The organism is Pseudomonas sp. NPDC087626 (assembly GCF_044743405.1).
Classification (GTDB): domain Bacteria; phylum Pseudomonadota; class Gammaproteobacteria; order Pseudomonadales; family Pseudomonadaceae; genus Aquipseudomonas.
In genome coordinates this window covers 61,493-83,306 of sequence record NZ_JBIUWJ010000027.1, presented here as the reverse complement: position 1 = coordinate 83,306, position 21,814 = coordinate 61,493, and the positions used below count along the sequence as shown (strand labels likewise).

At 58.7% G+C, this 21,814-nt stretch carries 19 protein-coding genes and 2 tRNA genes; 2 read left to right on the top strand and 19 right to left on the bottom strand.

Annotation, left to right across the window (positions count from 1 at the left end):
- The 10 genes from nusA to rlmE all read right to left on the bottom strand — a co-directional run.
- Positions 1-1,346, bottom strand: a 1,346-nt coding sequence (gene nusA / locus ACIOVD_RS20815; RefSeq protein ID WP_401129981.1) for a transcription termination factor NusA, incomplete at its 3' end; no start/stop codon positions are given.
- Positions 1,347-1,405: 59 nt separating this feature from the next.
- On the bottom strand, positions 1,406-1,864 hold the full coding sequence (gene rimP, locus ACIOVD_RS20810; protein ID WP_159987310.1) for a ribosome maturation factor RimP: 459 nt from the start codon (positions 1,862-1,864) through the stop codon (positions 1,406-1,408).
- A 138-nt stretch (positions 1,865-2,002) separates the two neighbouring features.
- Positions 2,003-2,079 (bottom strand) — tRNA-Met (locus ACIOVD_RS20805).
- A gap of 95 nt (positions 2,080-2,174) precedes the next feature.
- A tRNA-Leu gene (locus tag ACIOVD_RS20800) sits at positions 2,175-2,260 on the bottom strand.
- A gap of 22 nt (positions 2,261-2,282) precedes the next feature.
- The gene (gene secG / locus ACIOVD_RS20795) at positions 2,283-2,666 is read right to left on the bottom strand and encodes a preprotein translocase subunit SecG (protein WP_095081642.1); all 384 of its coding nucleotides are present in this window, start codon (positions 2,664-2,666) and stop codon (positions 2,283-2,285) included.
- Positions 2,667-2,670: 4 nt separating this feature from the next.
- Positions 2,671-3,426, bottom strand: a complete 756-nt coding sequence (tpiA, locus tag ACIOVD_RS20790) for a triose-phosphate isomerase (protein WP_095169464.1) — start codon at positions 3,424-3,426, stop codon at positions 2,671-2,673.
- A 66-nt stretch (positions 3,427-3,492) separates the two neighbouring features.
- On the bottom strand, positions 3,493-4,830 hold the full coding sequence (gene glmM, locus ACIOVD_RS20785) for a phosphoglucosamine mutase (RefSeq protein WP_159993704.1): 1,338 nt from the start codon (positions 4,828-4,830) through the stop codon (positions 3,493-3,495).
- Between the two features lie 16 nt (positions 4,831-4,846).
- Positions 4,847-5,698 (bottom strand): dihydropteroate synthase, encoded by an 852-nt coding sequence (gene folP / locus ACIOVD_RS20780; protein ID WP_159993702.1) that lies wholly within the window; start codon positions 5,696-5,698, stop codon positions 4,847-4,849.
- 8 nt (positions 5,699-5,706) lie between these two features.
- On the bottom strand, positions 5,707-7,617 hold the full coding sequence (ftsH, locus tag ACIOVD_RS20775; protein ID WP_159993700.1) for an ATP-dependent zinc metalloprotease FtsH: 1,911 nt from the start codon (positions 7,615-7,617) through the stop codon (positions 5,707-5,709).
- Positions 7,618-7,819: 202 nt separating this feature from the next.
- Entirely contained in the window at positions 7,820-8,449 is a 630-nt protein-coding gene (gene rlmE, locus ACIOVD_RS20770; protein WP_095169468.1) for a 23S rRNA (uridine(2552)-2'-O)-methyltransferase RlmE, read from the bottom strand.
- A 101-nt stretch (positions 8,450-8,550) separates the two neighbouring features.
- Between rlmE and ACIOVD_RS20765 the strand changes: the two genes are divergently transcribed.
- Positions 8,551-8,859, top strand: coding sequence for a YhbY family RNA-binding protein (locus tag ACIOVD_RS20765; RefSeq protein ID WP_095169469.1), 309 nt, complete (start codon positions 8,551-8,553; stop codon positions 8,857-8,859).
- Between the two features lie 9 nt (positions 8,860-8,868).
- Here the strand turns inward: ACIOVD_RS20765 and ACIOVD_RS20760 are convergent, their stop codons facing one another.
- From ACIOVD_RS20760 to grpE, 8 genes are all read right to left on the bottom strand, one after another.
- The gene (locus ACIOVD_RS20760) at positions 8,869-9,273 is read right to left on the bottom strand and encodes an MFS transporter (protein WP_320334528.1); all 405 of its coding nucleotides are present in this window, start codon (positions 9,271-9,273) and stop codon (positions 8,869-8,871) included.
- 28 nt (positions 9,274-9,301) lie between these two features.
- Entirely contained in the window at positions 9,302-9,778 is a 477-nt protein-coding gene (gene greA, locus ACIOVD_RS20755; protein ID WP_095169471.1) for a transcription elongation factor GreA, read from the bottom strand.
- Positions 9,775-12,996: a carbamoyl-phosphate synthase large subunit gene (carB, locus tag ACIOVD_RS20750; protein ID WP_095169472.1), complete on the bottom strand. Its 3,222-nt coding sequence runs from the start codon at positions 12,994-12,996 to the stop codon at positions 9,775-9,777. The genes greA and carB overlap by 4 nt, the downstream gene beginning before the upstream one ends.
- A gap of 118 nt (positions 12,997-13,114) precedes the next feature.
- A complete protein-coding gene (carA, locus tag ACIOVD_RS20745) occupies positions 13,115-14,251 on the bottom strand; it encodes a glutamine-hydrolyzing carbamoyl-phosphate synthase small subunit (protein WP_095169473.1) in 1,137 nt (378 codons plus the stop codon).
- A gap of 257 nt (positions 14,252-14,508) precedes the next feature.
- Positions 14,509-15,315 carry a 4-hydroxy-tetrahydrodipicolinate reductase gene (dapB, locus tag ACIOVD_RS20740; RefSeq protein WP_095169474.1) on the bottom strand — a complete coding sequence of 269 codons (807 nt, stop codon included), beginning with the start codon at positions 15,313-15,315 and terminating at the stop codon, positions 14,509-14,511.
- Positions 15,316-15,325: 10 nt separating this feature from the next.
- Positions 15,326-16,450, bottom strand: coding sequence for a molecular chaperone DnaJ (gene dnaJ, locus ACIOVD_RS20735; RefSeq protein WP_095169475.1), 1,125 nt, complete (start codon positions 16,448-16,450; stop codon positions 15,326-15,328).
- Positions 16,451-16,747: 297 nt separating this feature from the next.
- On the bottom strand, positions 16,748-18,664 hold the full coding sequence (dnaK, locus tag ACIOVD_RS20730) for a molecular chaperone DnaK (RefSeq protein WP_095169476.1): 1,917 nt from the start codon (positions 18,662-18,664) through the stop codon (positions 16,748-16,750).
- A gap of 102 nt (positions 18,665-18,766) precedes the next feature.
- Positions 18,767-19,333, bottom strand: a complete 567-nt coding sequence (grpE, locus tag ACIOVD_RS20725) for a nucleotide exchange factor GrpE (protein ID WP_095169477.1) — start codon at positions 19,331-19,333, stop codon at positions 18,767-18,769.
- Positions 19,334-19,583: 250 nt separating this feature from the next.
- On the opposite strand from grpE, the gene recN reads away from it, so the two are divergent.
- On the top strand, positions 19,584-21,269 hold the full coding sequence (gene recN, locus ACIOVD_RS20720; RefSeq protein ID WP_401129974.1) for a DNA repair protein RecN: 1,686 nt from the start codon (positions 19,584-19,586) through the stop codon (positions 21,267-21,269).
- Between the two features lie 74 nt (positions 21,270-21,343).
- Here the strand turns inward: recN and fur are convergent, their stop codons facing one another.
- A complete protein-coding gene (gene fur, locus ACIOVD_RS20715; RefSeq protein WP_007920840.1) occupies positions 21,344-21,748 on the bottom strand; it encodes a ferric iron uptake transcriptional regulator in 405 nt (134 codons plus the stop codon).
- Between the last annotated feature and the right edge of the window lie 66 nt (positions 21,749-21,814).

Genomic DNA, 21,814 nt, shown 5'->3' with positions numbered 1-21,814 from the left:
GCCATCGCCAAAGCCTGGGCCCGACCCCCCAGCGAGAGCAGGACTTCGCCCGCATGGGCGTCTGCCAGCTTTTCCTCAGTAGCGATGGCTATAGTCAACAAACGATCCTTGGCCCGAGCGCGAAGCTCGTTGACGGTGTCTTCGTCAAAGCCGTCGATGTTGAGCATTTCTTCCAACGGTACGTAGGCAATCTCTTCCAGGCTAGTGAAGCCCTCATCTACCAGCACCTGTGCCAGGTCTTCGTCGACTTCCAGCTCGTCGATGAAGTTGCGCAGGATATCGCCGGTTTCTGCTTGCTGCTTAGCCTGGATGTCCGATTCGGTCATCACGTTCAGGGTCCAGCCAGTCAGCTGGCTAGCCAGACGCACGTTCTGACCACCGCGACCGATGGCCTGAGCCAGATTGTCTGCGCCAACGGCGATGTCCATTGCATGGGCATCTTCGTCAACGATAATTGCCGCAACCTCAGCCGGGGACATGGCGTTGATCACGAACTGCGCTGGGTTGTCGTCCCACAGGACGATATCCACACGCTCACCGCCCAACTCACCGGACACTGCCTGGACACGCGAACCGCGCATACCAATGCAAGCGCCCTGCGGGTCGATGCGTTTGTCTTTCGAGCGGACCGCGATCTTGGCACGCGAACCCGGGTCACGGGAGGCAGCCATTACTTCGATCAGGCCTTCAGCGATTTCCGGCACTTCAATGCGGAACAACTCGATCAGCATTTCCGGCGCGGTACGCGACAGGATCAACTGCGGGCCGCGGTTTTCAGTGCGGATTTCCTTGAGCAGCGCACGCAGACGCACGCCCACCCGGAAGGTTTCGCGAGAAATGATGTCTTCACGGGCCAGCAACGCCTCGGCGTTGTTGCCCAGATCGACGATCACGTTGTCGCGGGTGACTTTCTTCACGGTCCCGGAGATGATTTCCCCCAGGCGCTCGCGATAGGCATCAACCACTTGTGCACGTTCTGCTTCGCGAACTTTCTGCACAATGACTTGCTTGGCAGTCTGTGCCGCGATACGGCCGAACTCGATCGACTCGATCTTCTCTTCGACGACATCGCCTACCTGGGCGCCCGGATGCGTTTGCGCAACCTTGCTCGGCCAGGTTTCGATGGCCGGGTCGTCCAGGTCTGCTTCTTCGACGACCGTCCAGCGACGGAAAGTCTCGTAAGCACCGGTGTGGCGATTGATTTCCACACGCAGATCGACTTCGTCCTCGAACCGCTTCTTGGTAGCAGTGGCCAGGGCCAGCTCCAGCGCTTCAAAAATTACGTTAGCCGGTACGCCCTTTTCATTGGATACCGACTCAACAACCAGCAGTACTTCTTTGCTCATCGTACGCCTCGCCTTTCGCAAGCCATTGGATCCGCGGGATCCGCAGTTTCTGGCACGTCTCAGTCAAAACTGGGAATAATGTTGGCCTTGTCGATCATATCGATCGGCAACAGGAACTCATGGTCTTCAACCTGCACCACGACGTCCTGCTCTTCTACGCCGCGCAGAAGGCCCTGAAAGTTGCGTCGACCTTCAAAAGGCGAGCGCAGCTTGATCTTCACTTGTTCACCGGCAAATTTTGCAAACTGCTCAATAGTGAACAGCGGGCGTTCCATGCCAGGCGAGGAAACTTCAAGGGTGTACTCAACGGCGATTGGATCTTCAACATCCAGCACACCGCTGATCTGACGGCTGACGATGGCGCAATCGTCCACCAGCACGCCGCCCTCTTTATCGATATAAACGCGCAACATGGAGTGACGACCTTGAGCCGAAAACTCAATACCCCAGCATTCATAGCCTAGGGCCACGACCACCGGGGCCAGCAAGGCCTGCAACTGTTCTAGCTTGCTCGACACCTGAACCCCCTCGTGCATGTATGTGCATGCTTTGCAAAATAAAAAAATGGGCGAAAAGCCCATCCCTGAAACGCCGTCGAATAGCGGCGTTGAAAGTGTCCAGCTAACAAAAAGCCCCTTAAAAGGGGCTCCTGAAACTGGTTGCGGGGGCCGGATTTGAACCGACGACCTTCGGGTTATGAGCCCGACGAGCTACCAGACTGCTCCACCCCGCGACAAAGATGGGGCGGAAGTATACGACCGATCCCTGACAGGGTCAATGTAACCTTCCACCTACAAGAAAGCCCGCAACAGCGGCTCTCCTGATAATTGGTACCGAGAAGGGGACTCGAACCCCTACACCCTATGGGCACAACCACCTCAAGGTTGCGTGTCTACCAATTCCACCACCTCGGCAATACTACGTTTGAAACCCTTCTTACTTTTGCTCTTGAGCTGGAGGTACGTCAGTCGCATTGGTTGCCGACTTTTGCTCTTCAAGCACCGGTACATCATCAGAAGCCGGTTTTTGCACTGGTACTTCAAGAACCGCTGGGTTTGGCAAACCTACTTGAGTCAGCTGTTGAGCTTTCTCTTTAGCAAAGTAACCTAACCCTAAGCTGGTTATGAAGAAACCTGCGGCAAGTATAGCAGTAAACTTACTAAGAAAGGTAGAGGAACCTTGGCTTCCGAACACAGTATTTGAAGCACCTGCTCCGAAAGACGCGCCAGCGTCCGCACCCTTACCCTGCTGCAGCAATACCAGAGCAACTACGCCCAATGCACCCAGCAGATGAAAAACGACTACGACTGTTTCCAGCATTTTCTCAGTTTCCCGCGGCACGAATAATCGCACCGAACTCATCTGCATTCAGGGAAGCCCCACCAATGAGCCCCCCATCGATATCCGGCATGCCGAACAGTTCGACCGCATTGGCCGCCTTCACGCTGCCGCCGTATAGAAGCCGCACACCTTGTGCGACTTCAGAATTCTTTGCCGCCAACTGCGCGCGAATGGCTGCATGCACATCCTGCGCTTGTTGCGGCGAAGCAGTCAGCCCGGTGCCAATGGCCCAGACCGGCTCGTAAGCAATGACTGCCTTGGCAAAGACACCAACACCCAGCTCCTCGATGATGCTGTCCAGCTGACGCCCGACAACTTCAAGAGTTTGTCCGGCTTCACGCTGCTCGAGGGTTTCCCCTACACACAACACCGGAGTCAAGCCACATGCCTGTGCCGCTGCGAACTTGCGAATCAGCATCTCGTCGCGCTCGCCCATTATCTGGCGGCGTTCGGAGTGCCCTACAAGCACCAGGGAACACCCTGCATCCACCAACTGACTCGGCGCAACTTCACCTGTCAGCGCACCTTGCATGGCTTCCACCGCAGAATTCTGCGCGCCGACCGAAATCGACTTGCCTTCCAGGCCATCAACCACTTGGTTAATAAACAAGCAAGGCGGGAATACCGCGACATCAACACCGCTCGGCAAGGCCAGACCACCGAGACCTTCGATCAGCTCAGCGACGCTGGCGCGGGTACCGTGCATCTTCCAGTTACCAGCTACCATAGGGCGACGCATGCTTTACCTCGTCGGTCAAAGTGGGCGCAGATGTTACCCAACCACATCATTGCTGGCAAGCCGAATTCAGGCAGAAACTTCACCAACCAGTTTTGCCAGCTCTTCAGCGTATCCACGAACCAGGGTTTCATCCTCGCCTTCGACCATCACACGCACCAGCGGCTCGGTACCGGACTTGCGCAGCAAGACCCGACCACGCCCTGCCATTGCCTTGGTAACGCGGGCGCTCGCCTCCTTGACGGCCGCGTGCTCGACAGGATTTACCCCGCCCGCAAAGCGCACATTGATCAATACTTGAGGGCATTTGCGCAGCGCCTGGCGCGCCTGGGCGAGACCTTCGTCGCGATCTTTCAAGGCCATCAACACCTGCAACGCAGCAATGATCGCATCACCGGTGGTGGTGTGATTGAAGCAAACGATATGCCCGGAGTTTTCACCCCCGACCTTCCAGCCGCGCTCCAACAGGTCGGCAATCACGTAGCGGTCACCGACATTGGCCCGCACAAACGGGATCTTCAGCTCTTCCAGGGCCAGCTCCAGCCCCAGGTTACTCATCAGCGTGCCCACTACCCCGCCCTGCAGGATTCCACGCTCGTGCAGATCACGGGCAATGATGAACAACAGCTCATCGCCGTCGACGATCGCACCCGTGTGATCAACCATCAGCACCCGATCGCCATCACCGTCGAAGGCGATACCCAGGTCGGCTTGCTCGGCCAGGACCGCAGCCTGCAACTGCCCCATATGGGTCGAGCCGCAGTTGTCATTGATGTTCAGGCCATTGGGTTGTGCAGAGAGCACCACCACTTCGGCGCCCAGCTCGCGAAAGACACTCGGCGCGACCTTGTACACCGCGCCATGGGCGCAATCGATGACAATCTTCAGCCCGGAAAAACTGGTACCGGTCGGCACACTGCTTTTGCAGAACTCAATGTAGCGGCCGGACGCATCGTTGATGCGCGACACTTTGCCGATCTTGCTGGACTCGACTACCACCATCGGTGTGTCGAGCAGTTCTTCGATCATCAGCTCGATGTCGTCCGGCAGCTTGGTGCCCTGTCCGGAGAAAAACTTGATGCCGTTATCGTCATGAGGATTGTGCGAAGCACTGATCACGATGCCGGCTTCAGCATGAAAGGTACGCGTCAGGTAGGCGATGGCGGGCGTAGGCATCGGCCCCAGCAGCATCACATCCGCCCCGGCAGACGTCAGTCCAGCCTCGAGCGCCGATTCGAACATGTATCCGGAGATACGCGTGTCCTTGCCCACCAGGACTTTGCAGGCGCCCATTTTCCGGAACGCCATGCCAGCAGCCCAGCCGAGCTTGAGCATGAAGTCAGGAGTAATCGGGTAGGTACCGACCCGACCACGGATACCGTCGGTGCCAAAATATTTTTTAGTCATAAGTACTCCAACATTCTTATTCGGCTGATTCTACCGCTGCGATCATTCGCACTACGTCCACAGTTTCGGCGACGTCATGCACGCGCAGGATTCGCGCGCCCTTGACCATCGCCAGCGCTGCGAGCGCGAGGCCGCCATGCAGTCGCTCGCCGACCGGGCGATTAAGCGCCTGCCCTATCATGCTTTTGCGAGACACCCCAACCAGCAGCGGGCGCCCCAATGCATGCAGGGCCTCCATATGCTTGAACAGACTCAAGTTGTGCTGCAGGTTCTTGGCGAATCCGAAGCCGGGATCCAGAACAATCCGCTCGACCGGGATACCGACTGCAACACACTGCGCCATGCGCTCGGCGAGAAATCCTGCGACTTCGCGCGTTACATCAGCATAGTGGGGGTTGTCCTGCATATCTCCCGGCTCGCCGAGCATATGCATCAGGCATACCGGCAGGCCGGTAGCTGCTGCAGCGTCCAGCGCACCGTCTCGCCGCAGCGAGCGAACATCATTGATCAACCCCGCACCCAGGCGCGCAGTTTCACGCATGACCGCAGGCGTGGAAGTATCGACCGAGATAATTACATCTAGTTCACGGTGCAGGCGCTCGACAATCGGCGCTACACGCTCGAGTTCCTCCAGCGGCGAGACCGCCCGCGCACCTGGTCGAGTCGACTCACCGCCGACGTCGATCAAGGTAGCGCCCGCGGACACCATCGCCTCGGCGTGCTTCAGGGCAGCATCGAGCTGACTGAAACGACCGCCGTCGGAGAAAGAATCAGGAGTGACATTGAGAATGCCCATGACATGCGTATGGGCCAAATCAAGAACCCGGTTGCCGCAAGGCAACCGGGTTGAGGACTGTACAAGAGTCATTTCAAACCTTAAACGTCAGCAGCCGGGCCGCCGATAGGGGTTTGCGGACGCTCATCCTGGACTACAGGAGGCGTACCGGAAGTGCCCGTGCCACCAGACCAGTCACGCGGCTCACGCGGCGTGCGGCCCGCCATGATGTCGTCGATTTGATCGGCATCGATGGTTTCGTACTTCATTAGTGCGTCGGCCATCGCGTCGAGCTTGTCGCGGTTGTCCGTCAGGATCTGCTTGGCGGTGCCATAGCACTGGTCAATGATGCTGCGCACCTCGGAGTCGATCAGCTTCGCCGTCTCGCCCGAGAAACTGGCGTGCTGACCGCCGCCGCCACGACCGAGGAATACCTCACCCTCTTCTTCGGCGTACATCAGAGGACCGAGTTTTTCCGACAGACCCCACTTGGTCACCATATTCCGTGCAATCTGGCTGGCACGCATGATGTCGTTCGAGGCACCGGTGGTGACACCGTCGAAGCCCAGGGTCATTTCCTCGGCGATACGGCCACCATACAGCGAGCAGATCTGGCTGATCAGCGCACGCTTGGACAGGCTGTAGCGATCTTCTTCCGGCAGGAACATGGTCACACCCAGCGCACGACCACGGGGAATGATCGAAACCTTGTAGACCGGATCGTGTTCAGGCACGACACGACCGACAATTGCGTGACCCGCTTCGTGATAAGCAGTGTTGCGCTTTTCTTTCTCGGACATGACCATGGATTTGCGCTCGGCGCCCATCATGATCTTGTCCTTGGCCAGTTCGAATTCCTTCATCTCGACGATGCGCTTGCCAGTACGGGCAGCGAACAGCGATGCCTCGTTCACCAGGTTGGCCAGGTCGGCACCGGAGAAACCCGGGGTACCACGGGCGATCACCGCTGGAGCGACGTCATCACCCATTGGCACTTTACGCATGTGAACCTTGAGGATCTGCTCGCGACCACGGATATCTGGCAGGCCGACCACCACCTGGCGGTCGAAACGGCCCGGACGCAGCAGCGCCGGGTCGAGTACGTCCGGACGGTTGGTCGCGGCAATGACGATGATGCCGTCATTCATTTCGAAGCCGTCCATCTCCACCAGCAACTGGTTGAGAGTCTGCTCACGCTCGTCGTGACCACCGCCCATGCCAGCACCACGATGGCGACCGACAGCGTCGATTTCGTCGATGAAGATGATGCAAGGTGCGTGCTTTTTCGCCTGTTCAAACATGTCACGAACACGGCTGGCACCCACACCCACGAACATTTCGACGAAGTCGGAACCAGAGATGGTGAAGAACGGCACCTTGGCTTCGCCAGCAATGGCCTTGGCCAGCAGGGTCTTACCGGTACCTGGCGGGCCAACCATCAGCACACCACGGGGAATGCGGCCACCCAGGCGCTGGAACTTGCCCGGATCACGCAGGAACTCGACCAACTCGCCGACTTCTTCCTTGGCTTCGTCGCAACCAGCAACGTCAGCCAGGGTGGTTTTCACCTGATCTTCGGAGAGCAGGCGCGCCTTGCTCTTGCCGAAGCTCATCGGCCCGCCCTTGCCGCCTGCACCGCCTTGCATCTGGCGCATGAAGAACATGAACACGGCAATGATCACCAGGATCGGGAAGCTGGCAACCAGCAGTTGGGTCCAGATACTTTGCTGTTCCGGCTGCTTGCCTTCGACTACCACGTGGTTATCCACGAGGTCGCCGATCAGACCGTTGTCCTGAATGGCCGGACGAATGGTCTTGAAGCTGTCGCCATCATTGCGCTTGCCAGTGATGACATAACCGTCCACGGCTACGCGCTCGACCTTGCCATCCTTGACCTGCTGGATGAAGTCGGAATAGTTGAGGGTCTGTGGCTCGTTAGGGCTGGAGAAGTTGTTCATCACCGTCACCAGGACAGCCGCGATGATCAACCACAGGATAAGATTCTTTGCCATATCGTTCAATTAACTACCCTCTGAAGCAAGCTCCGCAACTGGCGCGCGCTTCGCATGATATTCACCGGCCTAACTTACTACATTACCTACAGCTCTGGCAGGCGCCGTCTGTAACCCTTTGTGAAACATTGACTACACAATATTCGCTATTGCTTGTGGGGCGAAATACTAAAAACCTATCGCCCCGCAAAAAAACCTCGTTTTACTCACTACGGCCGCGGTAGCCCCAAGCCAGCATATATTGCTCGCGGGAACTGCCACGGGAAGAGTCCGGCTTGATCATCTGGACCTTGTCGAACTTCTGACGAGCGTCCTTCACGTAAGCGTCAAACCCTTCACCCTGAAAAACCTTGATCACGAAATTGCCACCGGGCTTGAGTATCCGGGCGGCCAAATCAAGCGCCAGCTCACAAAGAAACATGGCTTTTGGCATGTCTACCTCAGGCGTACCACTCATATTGGGGGCCATATCGGAAATCACAAGGTCAACCTGCGAATTACCCACGGCCTCAAGGATCTGCGCGAGCACTGCGTCCTGAGTGAAGTCACCCTGAATGAAGGTCACGTCCGGAATGCTGTCCATTTCCAGGATGTCCGAGGCGATCAGGCGCCCCTGACCACCGATCAGCCGACTGGTGACCTGCGACCAGCCACCGGGCGCCGCACCCAGGTCGACAACGCTCATGCCCGGACGGATCAGCTTGTATTTCTCCTGGACCTCCAGAAGCTTGTAACTGGCACGCGAACGGTAGCCATCCTTCTGCGCCTGCTTCACATAGGGATCATTGACATGTCTTTTCAGCCAACCAAGGCTTGTCTTGGAACGCGCCATTGGGCACCTCGATGATAAGGGTCGTGATTAATTGGGCGGATCCACGCACCCTCGGGTAAAATGGCCGCCATTTTACAGAATCCAGACTAAAGGGTCAGATTATGCCGCTCACTCAAGAGCAGAAGAAACAGTACAAATCCATTGGCCACCATCTGAAACCAGTTTTGACGGTGGCTGACAACGGTTTGACTGAAGGTGTGTTAGCCGAACTGGAACGCGCATTGGGCGATCACGAGCTGATCAAGATCAAGCTCAACATCCTCGATCGCGAATCGCGCCTGGCTGCCATTGCCGAACTGTGCAAGGTCGGCAAGGCGGACCTGGTACAGGTCATCGGCAAGATGGCGCTGATTTACCGCAAGAACTTCAGCGTAAACAAGCAACTGTCGAACGTCCACCGCTTCAAGTGATGAAACGGGTCAAGGGTGTGCTTCGCGCACCCTGCCACCCCATCCTGGCACCGGCTGCAGCACCAGCAGCAAACCGGAAAACCCCAGCACCAGGTAGCTGAACAACAGCCAATGCTCCGCCTCCGGCCATTGCATGCGTACCACCAGGTACATCGTGCTTGCATACAACGCCATCAACAGCAGTTGCCCGCGAATATCGCGCCATAGACTGACAAGGCCCTTGGCCTGAACCAGCACCAAAACCTGAGAAACCACGCACGCCGCTGAAAAACCCACCAGCAGCGTACTCAGCATGCTTGAAATTTCATTGATCAGCAGCGGCGCCAGGCCAATCTGGCCCAGCACCGGCAGCAAACCCAAATGCAGCAGCCACAGGCCGCCAACCCACAACATCTGGGTCAGCTGCCAGAGCATGGCGCCCGCACGCAGCGGGCGCCAGCCTTCAGATATGGCGGACTTCGACAATCTCATACTCGATCACGCCACCAGGCGTCTTGACCGCCACCACATCACCCTCTTCCTTGGCAATCAAGGCGCGGGCCAAGGGCGAACCGACGGAAATCTTGCCGAGTTTGAAGTCAGCCTCGTCCTCACCCACGATGTGGTAAGTAACGCGCTCATCCGTCTCGACGTTGGCGATTTCCACGGTAGTACCGAAAATCACTTTGCCGGTGTGCGGGATGCTCGTGACATCGATGATGACCTGGTTCTGAATCCGGCCTTCAATGTCACGAATCCGCGCCTCGACCATACCCTGCTGCTCGCGGGCAGCGTGGTACTCGGCGTTTTCCTTCAAGTCACCCAGCTCGCGGGCCGTACCGATGTCCTGGCTAAGCTTTGGACGTACGACCTTGGTCAGGTGAGTGTGCTCTTCTTCCAGGGCGCGCGCGCCCTGGACGGTCATTGGGTATTTGATCATGCCTTCAATCCTGCGTGTAGATCCTGCAAGCGGCGCACGGTCTTCTCGGGACCGAACTTCAACGCTTCGCAGATGGCTTCGCCAGCAGCAATGGTAGTGGTGCAGTAGATCTTGTGCTGCAAGGCATTACGACGAATGGAATAGGAATCAGCGATCGACTGACGGCCTTCAGTGGTGTTGATGATCAGCGTGACTTCGTCATTCTTGATCATGTCGACCACGTGCGGACGACCTTCGGTCACCTTGTTCACACGACGCACTTTCAGGCCAGCAGCTTCGATCAGCTTGGCTGTCCCGGCAGTGGCAACCACTTCAAAGCCCAGGCTGATCAGATCACGCGCTACGCCGGCAACCAGTGGCTTGTCGTCGTCACGCACGCTGATGAACGCGGTACCGCCGGTCGGCAGCACTTCGCTGGCGCCCATCTGGGCCTTGGCGAACGCTTCACCGAAGGTGTCACCCACGCCCATCACTTCACCAGTGGACTTCATCTCTGGGCCCAGGATCGGGTCAACGCCAGGGAATTTGGCGAATGGGAACACCGCCTCTTTCACGCTGTAGAAGTTAGGAATGATTTCCTTGGTGAAGCCGATTTCCTTCAGGGTCTTACCGGCCATCACGCGAGCCGCGATCATGGCCAGGGAAACACCGATGCACTTGGATACGAACGGCACGGTACGCGAAGCGCGTGGGTTGACTTCGATCACGTAGATGTCGTCGCCTTGCAGCGCCAACTGTACGTTCATCAAGCCGACCACCCCCAGTTCCAGGGCCATTTTCTTGACCTGTTCGCGCATCTCGTCCTGGATGTGCGCCGGCAGCGAGTACGGCGGCAGCGAGCACGCGGAGTCACCGGAGTGAACGCCGGCCTGCTCGATGTGCTGCATGATCGCGCCGATCACCACGTCGGTGCCGTCACAGACCGCATCCACGTCCATTTCGATGGCGCAGTTGAGGAAGTGGTCGAGCAGCACTGGGCTGTCGTTGGACACTTTCACCGCGTCACGCAGGTAGCGCTTGAGCTCTTCTTCTTCGTAGACGATTTCCATCGCACGGCCGCCCAGTACGTAGGACGGACGCACCACCAGCGGGTAACCGATCTTGCCGGCGGCGCGAATGGCTTCGTCTTCGCTGCGCACGGTAGCGTTAGGCGGCTGACGCAGATTCAGGCGCTCGACCATCTGCTGGAAGCGCTCACGGTCTTCGGCGCGGTCGATGGCGTCAGGGCTGGTGCCGATGATCGGTACGCCAGCCTCTTCAAGAGCACGCGCCAGTTTCAGCGGGGTCTGGCCGCCGTACTGGACGATCACGCCTTTAGGCTTCTCGACGCGGACGATTTCCAGCACGTCTTCCAGGGTCACCGGTTCGAAGTACAGGCGATCGGAAGTGTCGTAGTCAGTGGAAACAGTTTCCGGGTTGCAGTTGACCATGATGGTCTCGTACCCGTCGTCGCGCAGCGCCAGTGCCGCGTGAACGCAGCAGTAGTCGAACTCGATGCCCTGGCCGATACGGTTTGGACCGCCGCCCAGGATCATGATCTTGTCGCGACCCGATGGCGCAGCCTCGCACTCCTCCTCGTAGGTCGAGTACAGGTAGGCGGTGTCGGTGGCGAACTCGGCCGCGCAGGTATCAACGCGCTTGTAGACCGGGTACACCTCGAGCTTGTGGCGGTGACGGCGCAGGGCCTTCTCGGTCACACCCAGGAGCTTGGCCAGGCGCATGTCGGAGAAGCCTTTGCGCTTGAGACGGAACATCAGGTCGCGGTCGATGCTGGTCAGACCCAGGGTCTTGACCTTCTCTTCGTCCTTGATCAGATCTTCCATCTGCACCAGGAACCAACGATCGATCATGGTCATGCTGAAGATATCGTCAACACTCATGCCGGAGCGCATTGCGTCCGCCACGTACCAGATACGCTCGGCACCCGGCACGGTCAGCTCGCGCTTGAGCACGCTCATGCTTTCCGGGTTGCTCAGGTCAACTTTCTCGTCCAGGCCGCAGACGCCGACTTCCAGGCCGCGCAGGGCTTTCTGCAGGGATTCCTGGAAGGTCCGGCCGATGGCCATGACTTCACCAACCGACTTCATCTGAGTGGTCAGGCGCGCGTCAGCCTTGGCGAATTTCTCGAAGGCGAAACGCGGCAGCTTGGTCACGACGTAGTCGATGGACGGCTCGAAGGACGCCGGGGTCTTGCCGCCGGTGATGTCGTTCGACAGCTCGTCGAGGGTGTAGCCAACCGCCAGCTTGGCCGCGACCTTGGCGATCGGGAAGCCGGTAGCCTTGGAAGCGAGTGCCGAGGAACGGGATACACGCGGGTTCATCTCGATGACAACCATGCGGCCTGTGTCCGGGCAGATGCCGAACTGCACGTTGGAGCCACCGGTTTCCACGCCGATCTCGCGCAGTACCGCCAGGGAGGCGTTACGCAGGATCTGATATTCCTTGTCCGTCAGGGTCTGTGCTGGCGCAACAGTGATCGAGTCACCGGTGTGCACGCCCATCGGGTCGAAGTTTTCGATCGAGCAGACGATGATGCAGTTGTCCTTCTTATCGCGGACAACCTCCATTTCGTACTCTTTCCAGCCGATCAGGGATTCGTCGATCAGCAGTTCCTTGGTCGGCGACAGGTCCAGGCCACGGGCACAGATTTCTTCGAACTCTTCACGGTTGTAAGCGATACCGCCACCGGTGCCGCCCATGGTGAAGGACGGACGGATGATGCACGGGAAGCCCAGCTTCTCGAGGACCGCATTGGCCTCTTCCATGCTGTGGGCGATACCGGAGCGCGGGCAGTCCAGGCCGATGGATTTCATCGCCTTGTCGAAACGCGAACGGTCTTCAGCCTTGTCGATGGTGTCGGCGTTGGCGCCGATCATTTCCACACCGAATTTTTCCAGAACGCCTTCGCGCTCCAGGTCCAGGGCGCAGTTCAGCGCGGTCTGGCCGCCCATGGTTGGCAGCAGTGCATCTGGACGCTCTTTCTCGATGATCTTGGCAACGGTCTGCCACTTGATCGGTTCGATGTAGGTGGCGTCAGCCATGGCCGGGTCGGTCATGATGGTGGCTGGGTTGGAGTTCACCAGGATGACGCGGTAACCCTCTTCGCGCAGGGCTTTGCAGGCCTGAGCGCCGGAGTAGTCGAATTCGCAGGCCTGGCCGATAACGATCGGGCCAGCGCCGAGAATCAGGATGCTTTTAATGTCTGTACGTTTTGGCATGGGTTTGTCACTCAAATCCGCAGGTCAGTCGGCAAGCCGTCTTGTTCAATCTGTGAAGCCTTGAGGGGGTCACCGCAGCGGTGGCCACCCCCAGGCTTTGCTACATCTAGGCCCGCGCTCAGCGACGCTTGGCCATCTCGTTGATGAAGCGATCGAACAGTGGCGCTACGTCGTTCGGGCCAGGGCTGGCTTCAGGGTGACCCTGGAAGCTGAAGGCGCTCTTGTCGGTACGCTCGATACCTTGCAGGGTGCCGTCGAACAGCGATTTGTGGATCGCACGCACGTTGGCTGGCAGGGTCGCTTCGTCCACGGCAAAACCGTGGTTCTGGCTGGTGATCATCACCACACCGCTGTCCAGGTCCTGGACCGGGTGGTTGGCACCGTGGTGGCCGTGGCCCATTTTCAGGGTCTTGGCACCGGAGGCCAGGGCCAGCAGTTGGTGACCGAGGCAGATACCGAACACCGGGATCTCGGTTTCAAGGACTTCCTTGATCGCCTGGATCGCGTAGTCGCAAGGCTCCGGGTCACCCGGGCCGTTGGACAGGAACACGCCGTCTGGCTTGAGGGCCAGGACGTCGGCCGCCGGGGTTTGCGCCGGCACCACGGTGACGCGGCAGCCGCGCTCGACCAGCATGCGCAGGATGTTCAGCTTGACGCCGTAGTCGTAAGCCACCACGTGATGGGGCAACTCGCTGGCTTCGATGGTCGCGTGGCTGTCGGTTTTCAAGTCCCAGACAGTCGAGCGCCATTCATATTGCTCTTTGGTGCTGACGACTTTCGCCAGGTCCATGCCCTTCAGGCCTGGGAAACCGCGCGCTGCTGCCAGAGCGGCTTCTTCAGAGATATTGTCGCCTGCCATGATGCAGCCGTTCTGCGCGCCTTTCTCACGCAGGATGCGTGTCAGGCGGCGGGTGTCGATACCTGCAATAGCCACCACATTGTTGGCTTTCAGGTAGTCGGACAGGGACATGGTGTTACGCCAGTTGCTCGCAACCAGAGGCAGGTCACGGATGACCAGGCCGGCAGACCATACGCGGTCGGACTCGGCATCTTCTGGCGTGGTGCCAGTGTTGCCGATATGCGGGTAAGTCAGGGTAACGATCTGTTGGGCGTAGGAAGGATCGGTAAGGATTTCCTGATAGCCGGTCATGGCGGTGTTAAACACCACCTCTCCAACGGTTTGACCGTCGGCTCCAATGGCTTCGCCGCGAAAAATGCTGCCATCAGCAAGGGCGAGTATGGCTGGCTTAGTCAAGAGAGATCCAGTAAATAAAGCCTGAAGGGGCGATCGCAGGTTGTAAAAAAGCGGAGTGACGTATGGACACGTCACCCCGCTTCTTCACTGAATTATTCTGCGCGCTTTTAGTGGACACACTAAAGCTGTAGCTTACAGAAAAAGGCATTTTTGGTCTACCGCCAATGAGCCTGAAAGGCTAGAGAATGCGACAGGGCGTCGCTTGGCGGGGAAAAACGGGCTCGAGCGCAGGGCTCGAACCCGATTTCGGGCACATCTTAACGCAAATCGAGCACGTCTTGCATGTCATACAGGCCTGGTTCGCGACCATCGAGCCATAGCGCAGCACGCACCGCACCCTTGGCGAAGGTCATGCGACTGGAAGCCTTGTGAGTCACCTCCAGGCGCTCACCCTCGCAGGCGAACAGCACTGTGTGATCACCCACCACATCACCACCGCGCACGGTGGCAAAGCCAATGGTCTCGCGCTCACGAGCGCCGGTATGGCCTTCACGACCGTAGACCGCGACCTTCTGCAAGTCACGCCCCAGCGCATCGGCAATCACCTCGCCCATGCGCAGCGCCGTGCCGGATGGCGCATCGATCTTGTGCCGGTGATGAGCCTCGATGATCTCGATATCGGCATCATCACCCAACACCCGCGCTGCCATATCCAGCAGCTTGAGCGACAGGTTGACCCCGACGCTGAAGTTGGCCGCAAACACGATCGGAATATCCTTGCCCGCCTCGGCCAGCACCTGCTTCTGCGCGGCGTCCAGGCCCGTCGTGCCGATGACCATGGCCTTGCCTGCCTTGCGGCAGAACGCCAGGTTCTTGAGCATGACTTCCGGCAGCGTGAAGTCGATCAACACATCGAACTCCTGCGCCACGACCTCCAGGTTGCCCACCAGGGATACCCCAATCCGACCCAGCGACGCCAGCTCACCGGCATCCACGCCGATCAGCGTGCTGCCAGGGCGCACGATGGCCGCCGTCAGGCCAGTGAGCGGTGCGCGCTGCTGCACCGCCTCCACCAGAATCTTGCCCATGCGCCCAGCAGCGCCCATCACAGCTATACGTCGCATACCAGATTCCTTACAGGTCGCCGAAGAAACGCTTCACGCCTTCGAACCAACCCGTGGTTTTCGGCGAGTGGCTGTTGTCATCCGCCAGGGAGCTGCGGAACTCTTCCAGCAATTCACGCTGACGACGACTCAGGTTGACCGGAGTCTCGACCGCCACACGGCACATCAGGTCGCCAGCACCACCGCCACGCACCGGCGCAACGCCTTTGCCACGCACGCGGAACTGCTTGCCGGTTTGCGTACCCTCAGGGATCTTCAGCTTGACCCGACCATCGAGAGTCGGAATCTCCAGCTCGCCGCCCAAGGCAGCATCGACAAAGCTGATTGGCACTTCACAGAACAAGTGCTTGCCGTCGCGCTGGAAGATCGAGTGCTCGCGCACGTTGATCACCACGTACAGGTCGCCGGTCGGCCCACCCTGGGTCCCCGCCTCACCCTCACCCGACAGGCGGATGCGATCACCAGTATCAACGCCCGCCGGCACTTTCACCGACAGGGTCTTGTACTCTTCGACACGCCCTTCGCCATTGCAGGAGTTGCACGGGTCGGAAATGATCTTGCCCTGGCCGTGGCAACGCGGGCAGGTTTGCTGCACCGAGAAGAACCCTTGCTGCATGCGCACCTGGCCGATACCGCCGCAGGTTGGGCACGTCACGGGCGAGGAGCCCTTCTTCGCGCCCGAACCGTCGCACGGCTGGCAGTTGACCAGCGTCGGAACCCGGATATTCACGGTCGTGCCGCGCACCGCTTCTTCCAGGTTCAGCTCCAGGGTGTAGCGCAGGTCGCTGCCGCGCTGCGCGCCGCCACGGGAACCGCCACGACCACCACCAAAGAAATCACTGAACACATCACCAAAGATGTCAGAGAAGTTCTGCCCGCCGAAACCGGCACCGCCGCCACCCATGCTTGGGTCGACACCGGCATGACCATACTGGTCGTACGCCGCGCGCTTGCTGGAATCGGACAGTACTTCGTAGGCCTCGTTGGCCTCCTTGAACATTTCTTCCGACGCTTTGTCGTCAGGATTACGGTCCGGGTGATGCTTCATCGCCAAGCGACGGTAGGCCTTCTTCAGGTCTGCTTCGCTCGTGCCACGCTCGACACCCAACACTTCGTAATAGTCACGCTTTGCCATAAGTCTTTGCACTCTTAAGGACGTCCGGCAAACCCCTCCTGAGCCTTGCCAAACTCGTTGAGCCCCAATACAGGCCCGGACCCAACTCACGTCAATTCAACGATCCTGGTCTTTGATTCGATACGGTACTTGCGGCTCGAAAAGCAGGAGCATTCCCGGCCATACCATCCGCAGGCGAATGTTGTCGCACGCGGTAAAAATTCGTGTACTCCAGACACGCCAACGCGGGAGCAAGCTCCCGCGCGGCGACATCCTACCAGTCACCGCACAAAGGCAGTCAACCGGCCGACCAACAACTTACTTGTGGTCTTTAACTTCTTCAAACTCAGCATCGACAACGTCGTCAGCCTTTTGCGCCGATTCACCTTGTGGTGCTGCGCCTTCAGCTGGCTGAGCCTGTTCGGCGTACATCTTCTGCGCCACTGGCGCGGAGACTTTCGACAGCTCCTCGACCTTGGCGTCGATGGCAGCCTTGTCGTCGCCTTTGACGGCGGCTTCCAGGGCAACCACTGCAGCTTCGATGGCGGCCTTCTCTTCGGCAGTCACTTTGTCGCCAGCATCTGCGACCATCTTGCGAGTCGAGTGCACCAGCGCATCACCCTGGTTGCGGGCGGACGCCAGCTCTTCGAACTTGCGGTCTTCGTCGGCGTTGGTTTCAGCATCACGAATCATCTGCTGAATTTCTTCCTCGGACAGACCGGAGTTGGCCTTGATCACGATCGACTGGGTCTTGCCGGTGGCCTTGTCCTTGGCGCCTACGTGCAGGATGCCGTTGGCGTCGATGTCGAAGGTCACTTCAATTTGTGGCACGCCACGTGGTGCTGGTGGAATCTCAGCCAGGTCGAACTTGCCCAGGGACTTGTTCTGGGCAGCTTGCTTACGCTCGCCTTGCAGCACGTGAATGGTCACAGCGCCCTGGTTGTCGTCGGCAGTCGAGAACACTTGCGATTTCTTGGTAGGAATCGTGGTGTTTTTCTCGATCAGCGCGGTCATCACGCCACCCATGGTTTCGATACCCAGGGTCAGCGGGCTGACGTCGAGCAGCAGAACGTCTTTCACGTCACCGGCCAGTACCGCGCCCTGGATAGCAGCACCCATGGCAACCGCTTCGTCCGGGTTCACGTCTTTACGGGCTTCTTTACCGAAGAAATCGGTAACAGCCTTCTGCACCAGAGGCATACGGGTCTGACCGCCGACCAGGATCACGTCGTTGATCGCGCCAACGTCGATACCCGAGTCTTTCAGCGCAATGCGGCAAGGCTCGATGGTGCGTTGAACCAGGTCTTCTACCAGCGCTTCCAGCTTGGCGCGGGAGATTTTCACGTTCAAGTGCTTAGGACCGGTCGCATCTGCAGTGATGTACGGCAGGTTGACGTCAGTCTGCAGGCTCGAAGACAGCTCGATCTTGGCTTTTTCAGCGGCTTCTTTCAGGCGCTGCATGGCCAGCGGGTCACCCTTGAGGTTCATGCCGCTTTCTTTCTTGAATTCGTCGACGAGGTAGTCGATCAGACGAATGTCAAAGTCTTCACCGCCCAGGAACGTGTCACCGTTGGTGGCCAGTACTTCGAACTGGTGCTCGCCATCGACTTCAGCGATTTCGATCACCGAAACGTCGAAAGTACCGCCGCCCAGGTCATAAACGATCACGGTGTGATCGCCCTTGGCCTTGTCCATACCGTAAGCCAGTGCAGCTGCGGTTGGTTCGTTGATGATGCGTTTTACGTCCAGGCCAGCAATACGGCCGGCGTCTTTGGTCGCCTGACGCTGGCTGTCGTTGAAGTAGGCTGGAACGGTGATCACCGCTTCAGTCACTGCTTCGCCGAGGTAATCTTCGGCAGTTTTCTTCATTTTCTTGAGGATTTCAGCCGAGATCTGTGGCGGCGACATTTTCTGGCCGTTCACTTCAACCCAAGCGTCGGCATTGTCTGCCTTGACGATCTTGTAAGGGACCATCTGGATGTCTTTCTGAACCACTTCTTCTTCGAAGCGACGACCGATCAAACGCTTCACCGCGTACAGGGTGTTATGCGGATTGGTCACTGCCTGACGCTTGGCCGACTGGCCAACCAGGATTTCGCCATCGTTGGCGTAGGCCACGATCGACGGAGTGGTACGCGCGCCTTCGGCGTTCTCGATAACTTTTACGTTGCCGTTTTCAAGGATGGAGACGCAGGAGTTGGTAGTCCCCAGGTCGATACCGATAATTTTGCCCATGTTAACTCTCCCGAAACTTTGGATTTGGTTGCCGCAGCAGTGGTGGCTAACTGCGGTAGCACTTAAACGCTTGACTTATAAATGGGGGCCTTGCGGCGGATTTCAAGCCTGCTCGTCAATAGAGGGCGAAACCGGCGCCGGGGCCTTGCTGACCACAACCATGGCCGGGCGCAGCAGGCGACCATTGAGCACGTAGCCCTTCTGGAACACCTTCAGCACGCTGTTGGGTTCCATGTCGGCGCTTTCCTGCATCGCCATCGCCTGATGGTGCTCGGCGTTGAACGGCTCACCTTCCGGATCGATCGCTTCCAGCTGATAACGTTTCAGGGTGTCCTGGAACATTTTCAGGGTCAGTTCGATCCCTTCACGCATCGGACGAATGCTTTCGTCGTCCGGATTGGACAACTCCAGGCCGCGCTCCAGGCTGTCGATGATCGGCAGCAGGTCGCCAGCGAATTTTTCCAGCGCGAACTTGTGAGCCTTTTCTACATCCTGCTCGGCGCGACGGCGGACGTTCTGCAGATCAGCTGCAACACGCAAAGCCTGATCCTGAGCGCCAGCCAGTTGCTCTTCGAGCACTTGTACACGAGCCACCAGGTCTTCACCCGATGCTTGGGGAGCCTGATTGGCGTCTAGATTTTGCGTATCCAGCGTCTGTTCGTCAGCCATAGATTTCTCCTTTCAAAATCGTGCGCGAACTCGACTCGCGCTTCTGTTCCGGTATATGGGGTCGCAATTTGCAGGTTCAAGGGCCTGCCGTGTGCAGAAGCGCATTACCCACACAAAAACCGCTGAATTGGCCTGGCGCCAGGTTTTAAAAAAACACCGACACCAAGCAAATCGAGCTAAACGAGGGCATTGTCAGGGGTAAATAAACTACTGTATAAATAACCAGACCTTAAGCCTGGGAGCGGCCTTTATGCTGGTGCACCTGTCCGTACACAACTACGCCATCGTTGAACATCTCGATCTCGAACTGGATCGCGGGATGAGCGTGATCACAGGGGAAACCGGCGCCGGCAAGTCGATCATGCTCGACGCCCTGGGCCTGACCCTGGGCGATCGCGCCGACAGCGGCGTGGTACGCCCGGGTGCGGAAAAGGCCGACATCCTCGCCACCTTCGACCTGGTTGATATCCCGGAAGCCCGCACCTGGCTCGCCGAGCGCGACCTGGACAACGACGGCCCGTGCATCCTGCGCCGGGTCATCACCGCCGAGGGTCGCTCGCGCGGCTACATCAACGGCACGCCCTGCCCCCTTGGCGACCTCAAGGCCCTCGGCGAACTGCTGATCGACATCCACAGCCAGCACGAACACCAGTCACTGCTCAAGACCGATACCCATCGCCGCCTGCTGGACGAATATGCCGGCGCCACCGACCTGGCCCGCCAGGTCCAGCTCGCCGCCCAGCGCTGGCGCCAGACCCGCCAGGAACTCGAACGCCTGTCCAACTCCGGCGACGAACAGCGCGCTCGCCACCAGTTGCTCAGCTATCAACTCGAAGAGCTGGAAAACCTCGGCCTCGGCGACAACGAGCTGGAGCAGCTTGAGCAAGAGCATAAAAACCTGACCAACGCAGAAACCCTGCTGGGCATTTGCCGACAGGTGGTCGAGCAGTGCAGCGAAAGTGACTCCGGTAATGTGCTAAACGCCCTGACTGCCAGCCTCAATCGCCTGTCCAGCGTCAACAACTCGGTCAACGCCCTGGGTGAAGCCACCAACTTGCTCACCAACTTGCTCACCAGTGCGCAGATCCAGGTCGAAGAAGCAGTCGGCGAACTGAACCGGTTCCTCGACAACTTCGACGCCGATCCAGCACGCCTGCAGCAACTCGAAGAGCGCCTGGACACCATCTATACCCTGGCACGCAAACACCGGATCCAGCCGACCGAGGTAGCCGACCTCCAGCAACGCCTGCTGGACGAGCTCGAAACCCTGAATGCCAACGATGAGTCCATCGAGCGCCTCAGCGAAGAACTGGGGGCTTTCGCCCGCCACTACCAAGAGAAAGCCCGGGAACTGAGTGACTTGCGCCACCAGGCTTCTTCCAGCCTGGCCCACGCCGTCGAACAGGAAATCCAGCGCCTGGGCATGCCGGGCGGGCGTTTCAGCATCGAACTACGCGCCAACACCAGCGCCGAGCTGCTGCCCAATGGCCTGGAACAGGTAGAACTGTTGGTCAGCGCCAACCCCGGGCAACCGCTCAAGGCGCTGGCGAAAGTCGCCTCGGGTGGCGAGCTGTCGCGCATCAGCCTGGCCATCCAGGTGATCACCGCGCAAACCTCGCGCATACCGACCCTGGTGTTCGACGAAGTGGACGTGGGCATCGGCGGCCCGACCGCGGAAATTGTCGGCCAACTGCTGCGCCGCCTTGGCGAGCGCGGCCAGGTCCTGACGGTCACGCACCTGCCGCAGGTGGCCTCCCAGGGGCATCAACACCTGTTTGTGCACAAGGTCCGCGGCGACCAAGCCACGCGCACTGCTGTATCCAAACTGAGCAAGAACGAGCGAATAGAAGAAGTGGCACGAATGCTGGGGGGTATCGACCTGACCAAGGAATCCCTGGCTCACGCGAAAAAAATGGTGGTAACGGCCAAAAGTTGAATCGGCCAGACAGCACGAAGGCGACCCTTGGGTCGCCTTCGTTCGTTTCGCGGACCTGAGTCCGCGCGACATGCTTACTTTTTAGTACGTACGTACAGCACCAAGTTGTGATCCACCAACTCGAAACCGTGCTTCTCGACGATCGCCTTCTGAAGCTTTTCGATTTCTTCGTCGAAGAATTCGATCACTTCACCGGAATCCACGTTGACCATATGGTCGTGGTGACCGCCGTCAGCCAGTTCGAAGACCGCGTGGCCGCCGTCGAAGTTATGACGGACCACAAGACCAGCGGCTTCGAATTGAGTCAGTACACGGTAAACCGTGGCCAGACCGACATCCTCGCCAGCTTCCATCAGTGCCTTGTAGACATCCTCGGCACTCATGTGACGCTGCTCGGCGGAATCGAGCATTTGCAGAATTTTGACCCGTGGCAGGGTCACTTTAAGGCCGGCTTTGCGTAGTTCGCTATTTTCAACCATGGTCAGCTTTCTCGCGATGCTGCTTCGCAGCTTCTCTTAATGCGGGTATGATCGGCGTTTACGTTG

Excerpts from the sequence above, each read along its gene's own strand:
- secG (WP_095081642.1), bottom strand. The coding sequence starts at position 2,666 with ATGCTGGAAACAGTCGTAGTCGTTTTTCATCTGCTGGGTGCATTGGGC.
- tpiA (WP_095169464.1), bottom strand. The coding sequence starts at position 3,426 with ATGCGTCGCCCTATGGTAGCTGGTAACTGGAAGATGCACGGTACCCGC.
- glmM (WP_159993704.1), bottom strand. The coding sequence starts at position 4,830 with ATGACTAAAAAATATTTTGGCACCGACGGTATCCGTGGTCGGGTCGGT.
- folP (WP_159993702.1), bottom strand. The coding sequence starts at position 5,698 with ATGACTCTTGTACAGTCCTCAACCCGGTTGCCTTGCGGCAACCGGGTT.
- ftsH (WP_159993700.1), bottom strand. The coding sequence starts at position 7,617 with ATGGCAAAGAATCTTATCCTGTGGTTGATCATCGCGGCTGTCCTGGTG.
- rlmE (WP_095169468.1), bottom strand. The coding sequence starts at position 8,449 with ATGGCGCGTTCCAAGACAAGCCTTGGTTGGCTGAAAAGACATGTCAAT.
- ACIOVD_RS20765 (WP_095169469.1), top strand. The coding sequence starts at position 8,551 with ATGCCGCTCACTCAAGAGCAGAAGAAACAGTACAAATCCATTGGCCAC.
- ACIOVD_RS20760 (WP_320334528.1), bottom strand. The coding sequence starts at position 9,273 with ATGCTCTGGCAGCTGACCCAGATGTTGTGGGTTGGCGGCCTGTGGCTG.
- greA (WP_095169471.1), bottom strand. The coding sequence starts at position 9,778 with ATGATCAAATACCCAATGACCGTCCAGGGCGCGCGCGCCCTGGAAGAA.
- carB (WP_095169472.1), bottom strand. The coding sequence starts at position 12,996 with ATGCCAAAACGTACAGACATTAAAAGCATCCTGATTCTCGGCGCTGGC.
- dapB (WP_095169474.1), bottom strand. The coding sequence starts at position 15,315 with ATGCGACGTATAGCTGTGATGGGCGCTGCTGGGCGCATGGGCAAGATT.
- dnaJ (WP_095169475.1), bottom strand. The coding sequence starts at position 16,450 with ATGGCAAAGCGTGACTATTACGAAGTGTTGGGTGTCGAGCGTGGCACG.
- dnaK (WP_095169476.1), bottom strand. The coding sequence starts at position 18,664 with ATGGGCAAAATTATCGGTATCGACCTGGGGACTACCAACTCCTGCGTC.
- grpE (WP_095169477.1), bottom strand. The coding sequence starts at position 19,333 with ATGGCTGACGAACAGACGCTGGATACGCAAAATCTAGACGCCAATCAG.
- recN (WP_401129974.1), top strand. The coding sequence starts at position 19,584 with ATGCTGGTGCACCTGTCCGTACACAACTACGCCATCGTTGAACATCTC.
- fur (WP_007920840.1), bottom strand. The coding sequence starts at position 21,748 with ATGGTTGAAAATAGCGAACTACGCAAAGCCGGCCTTAAAGTGACCCTG.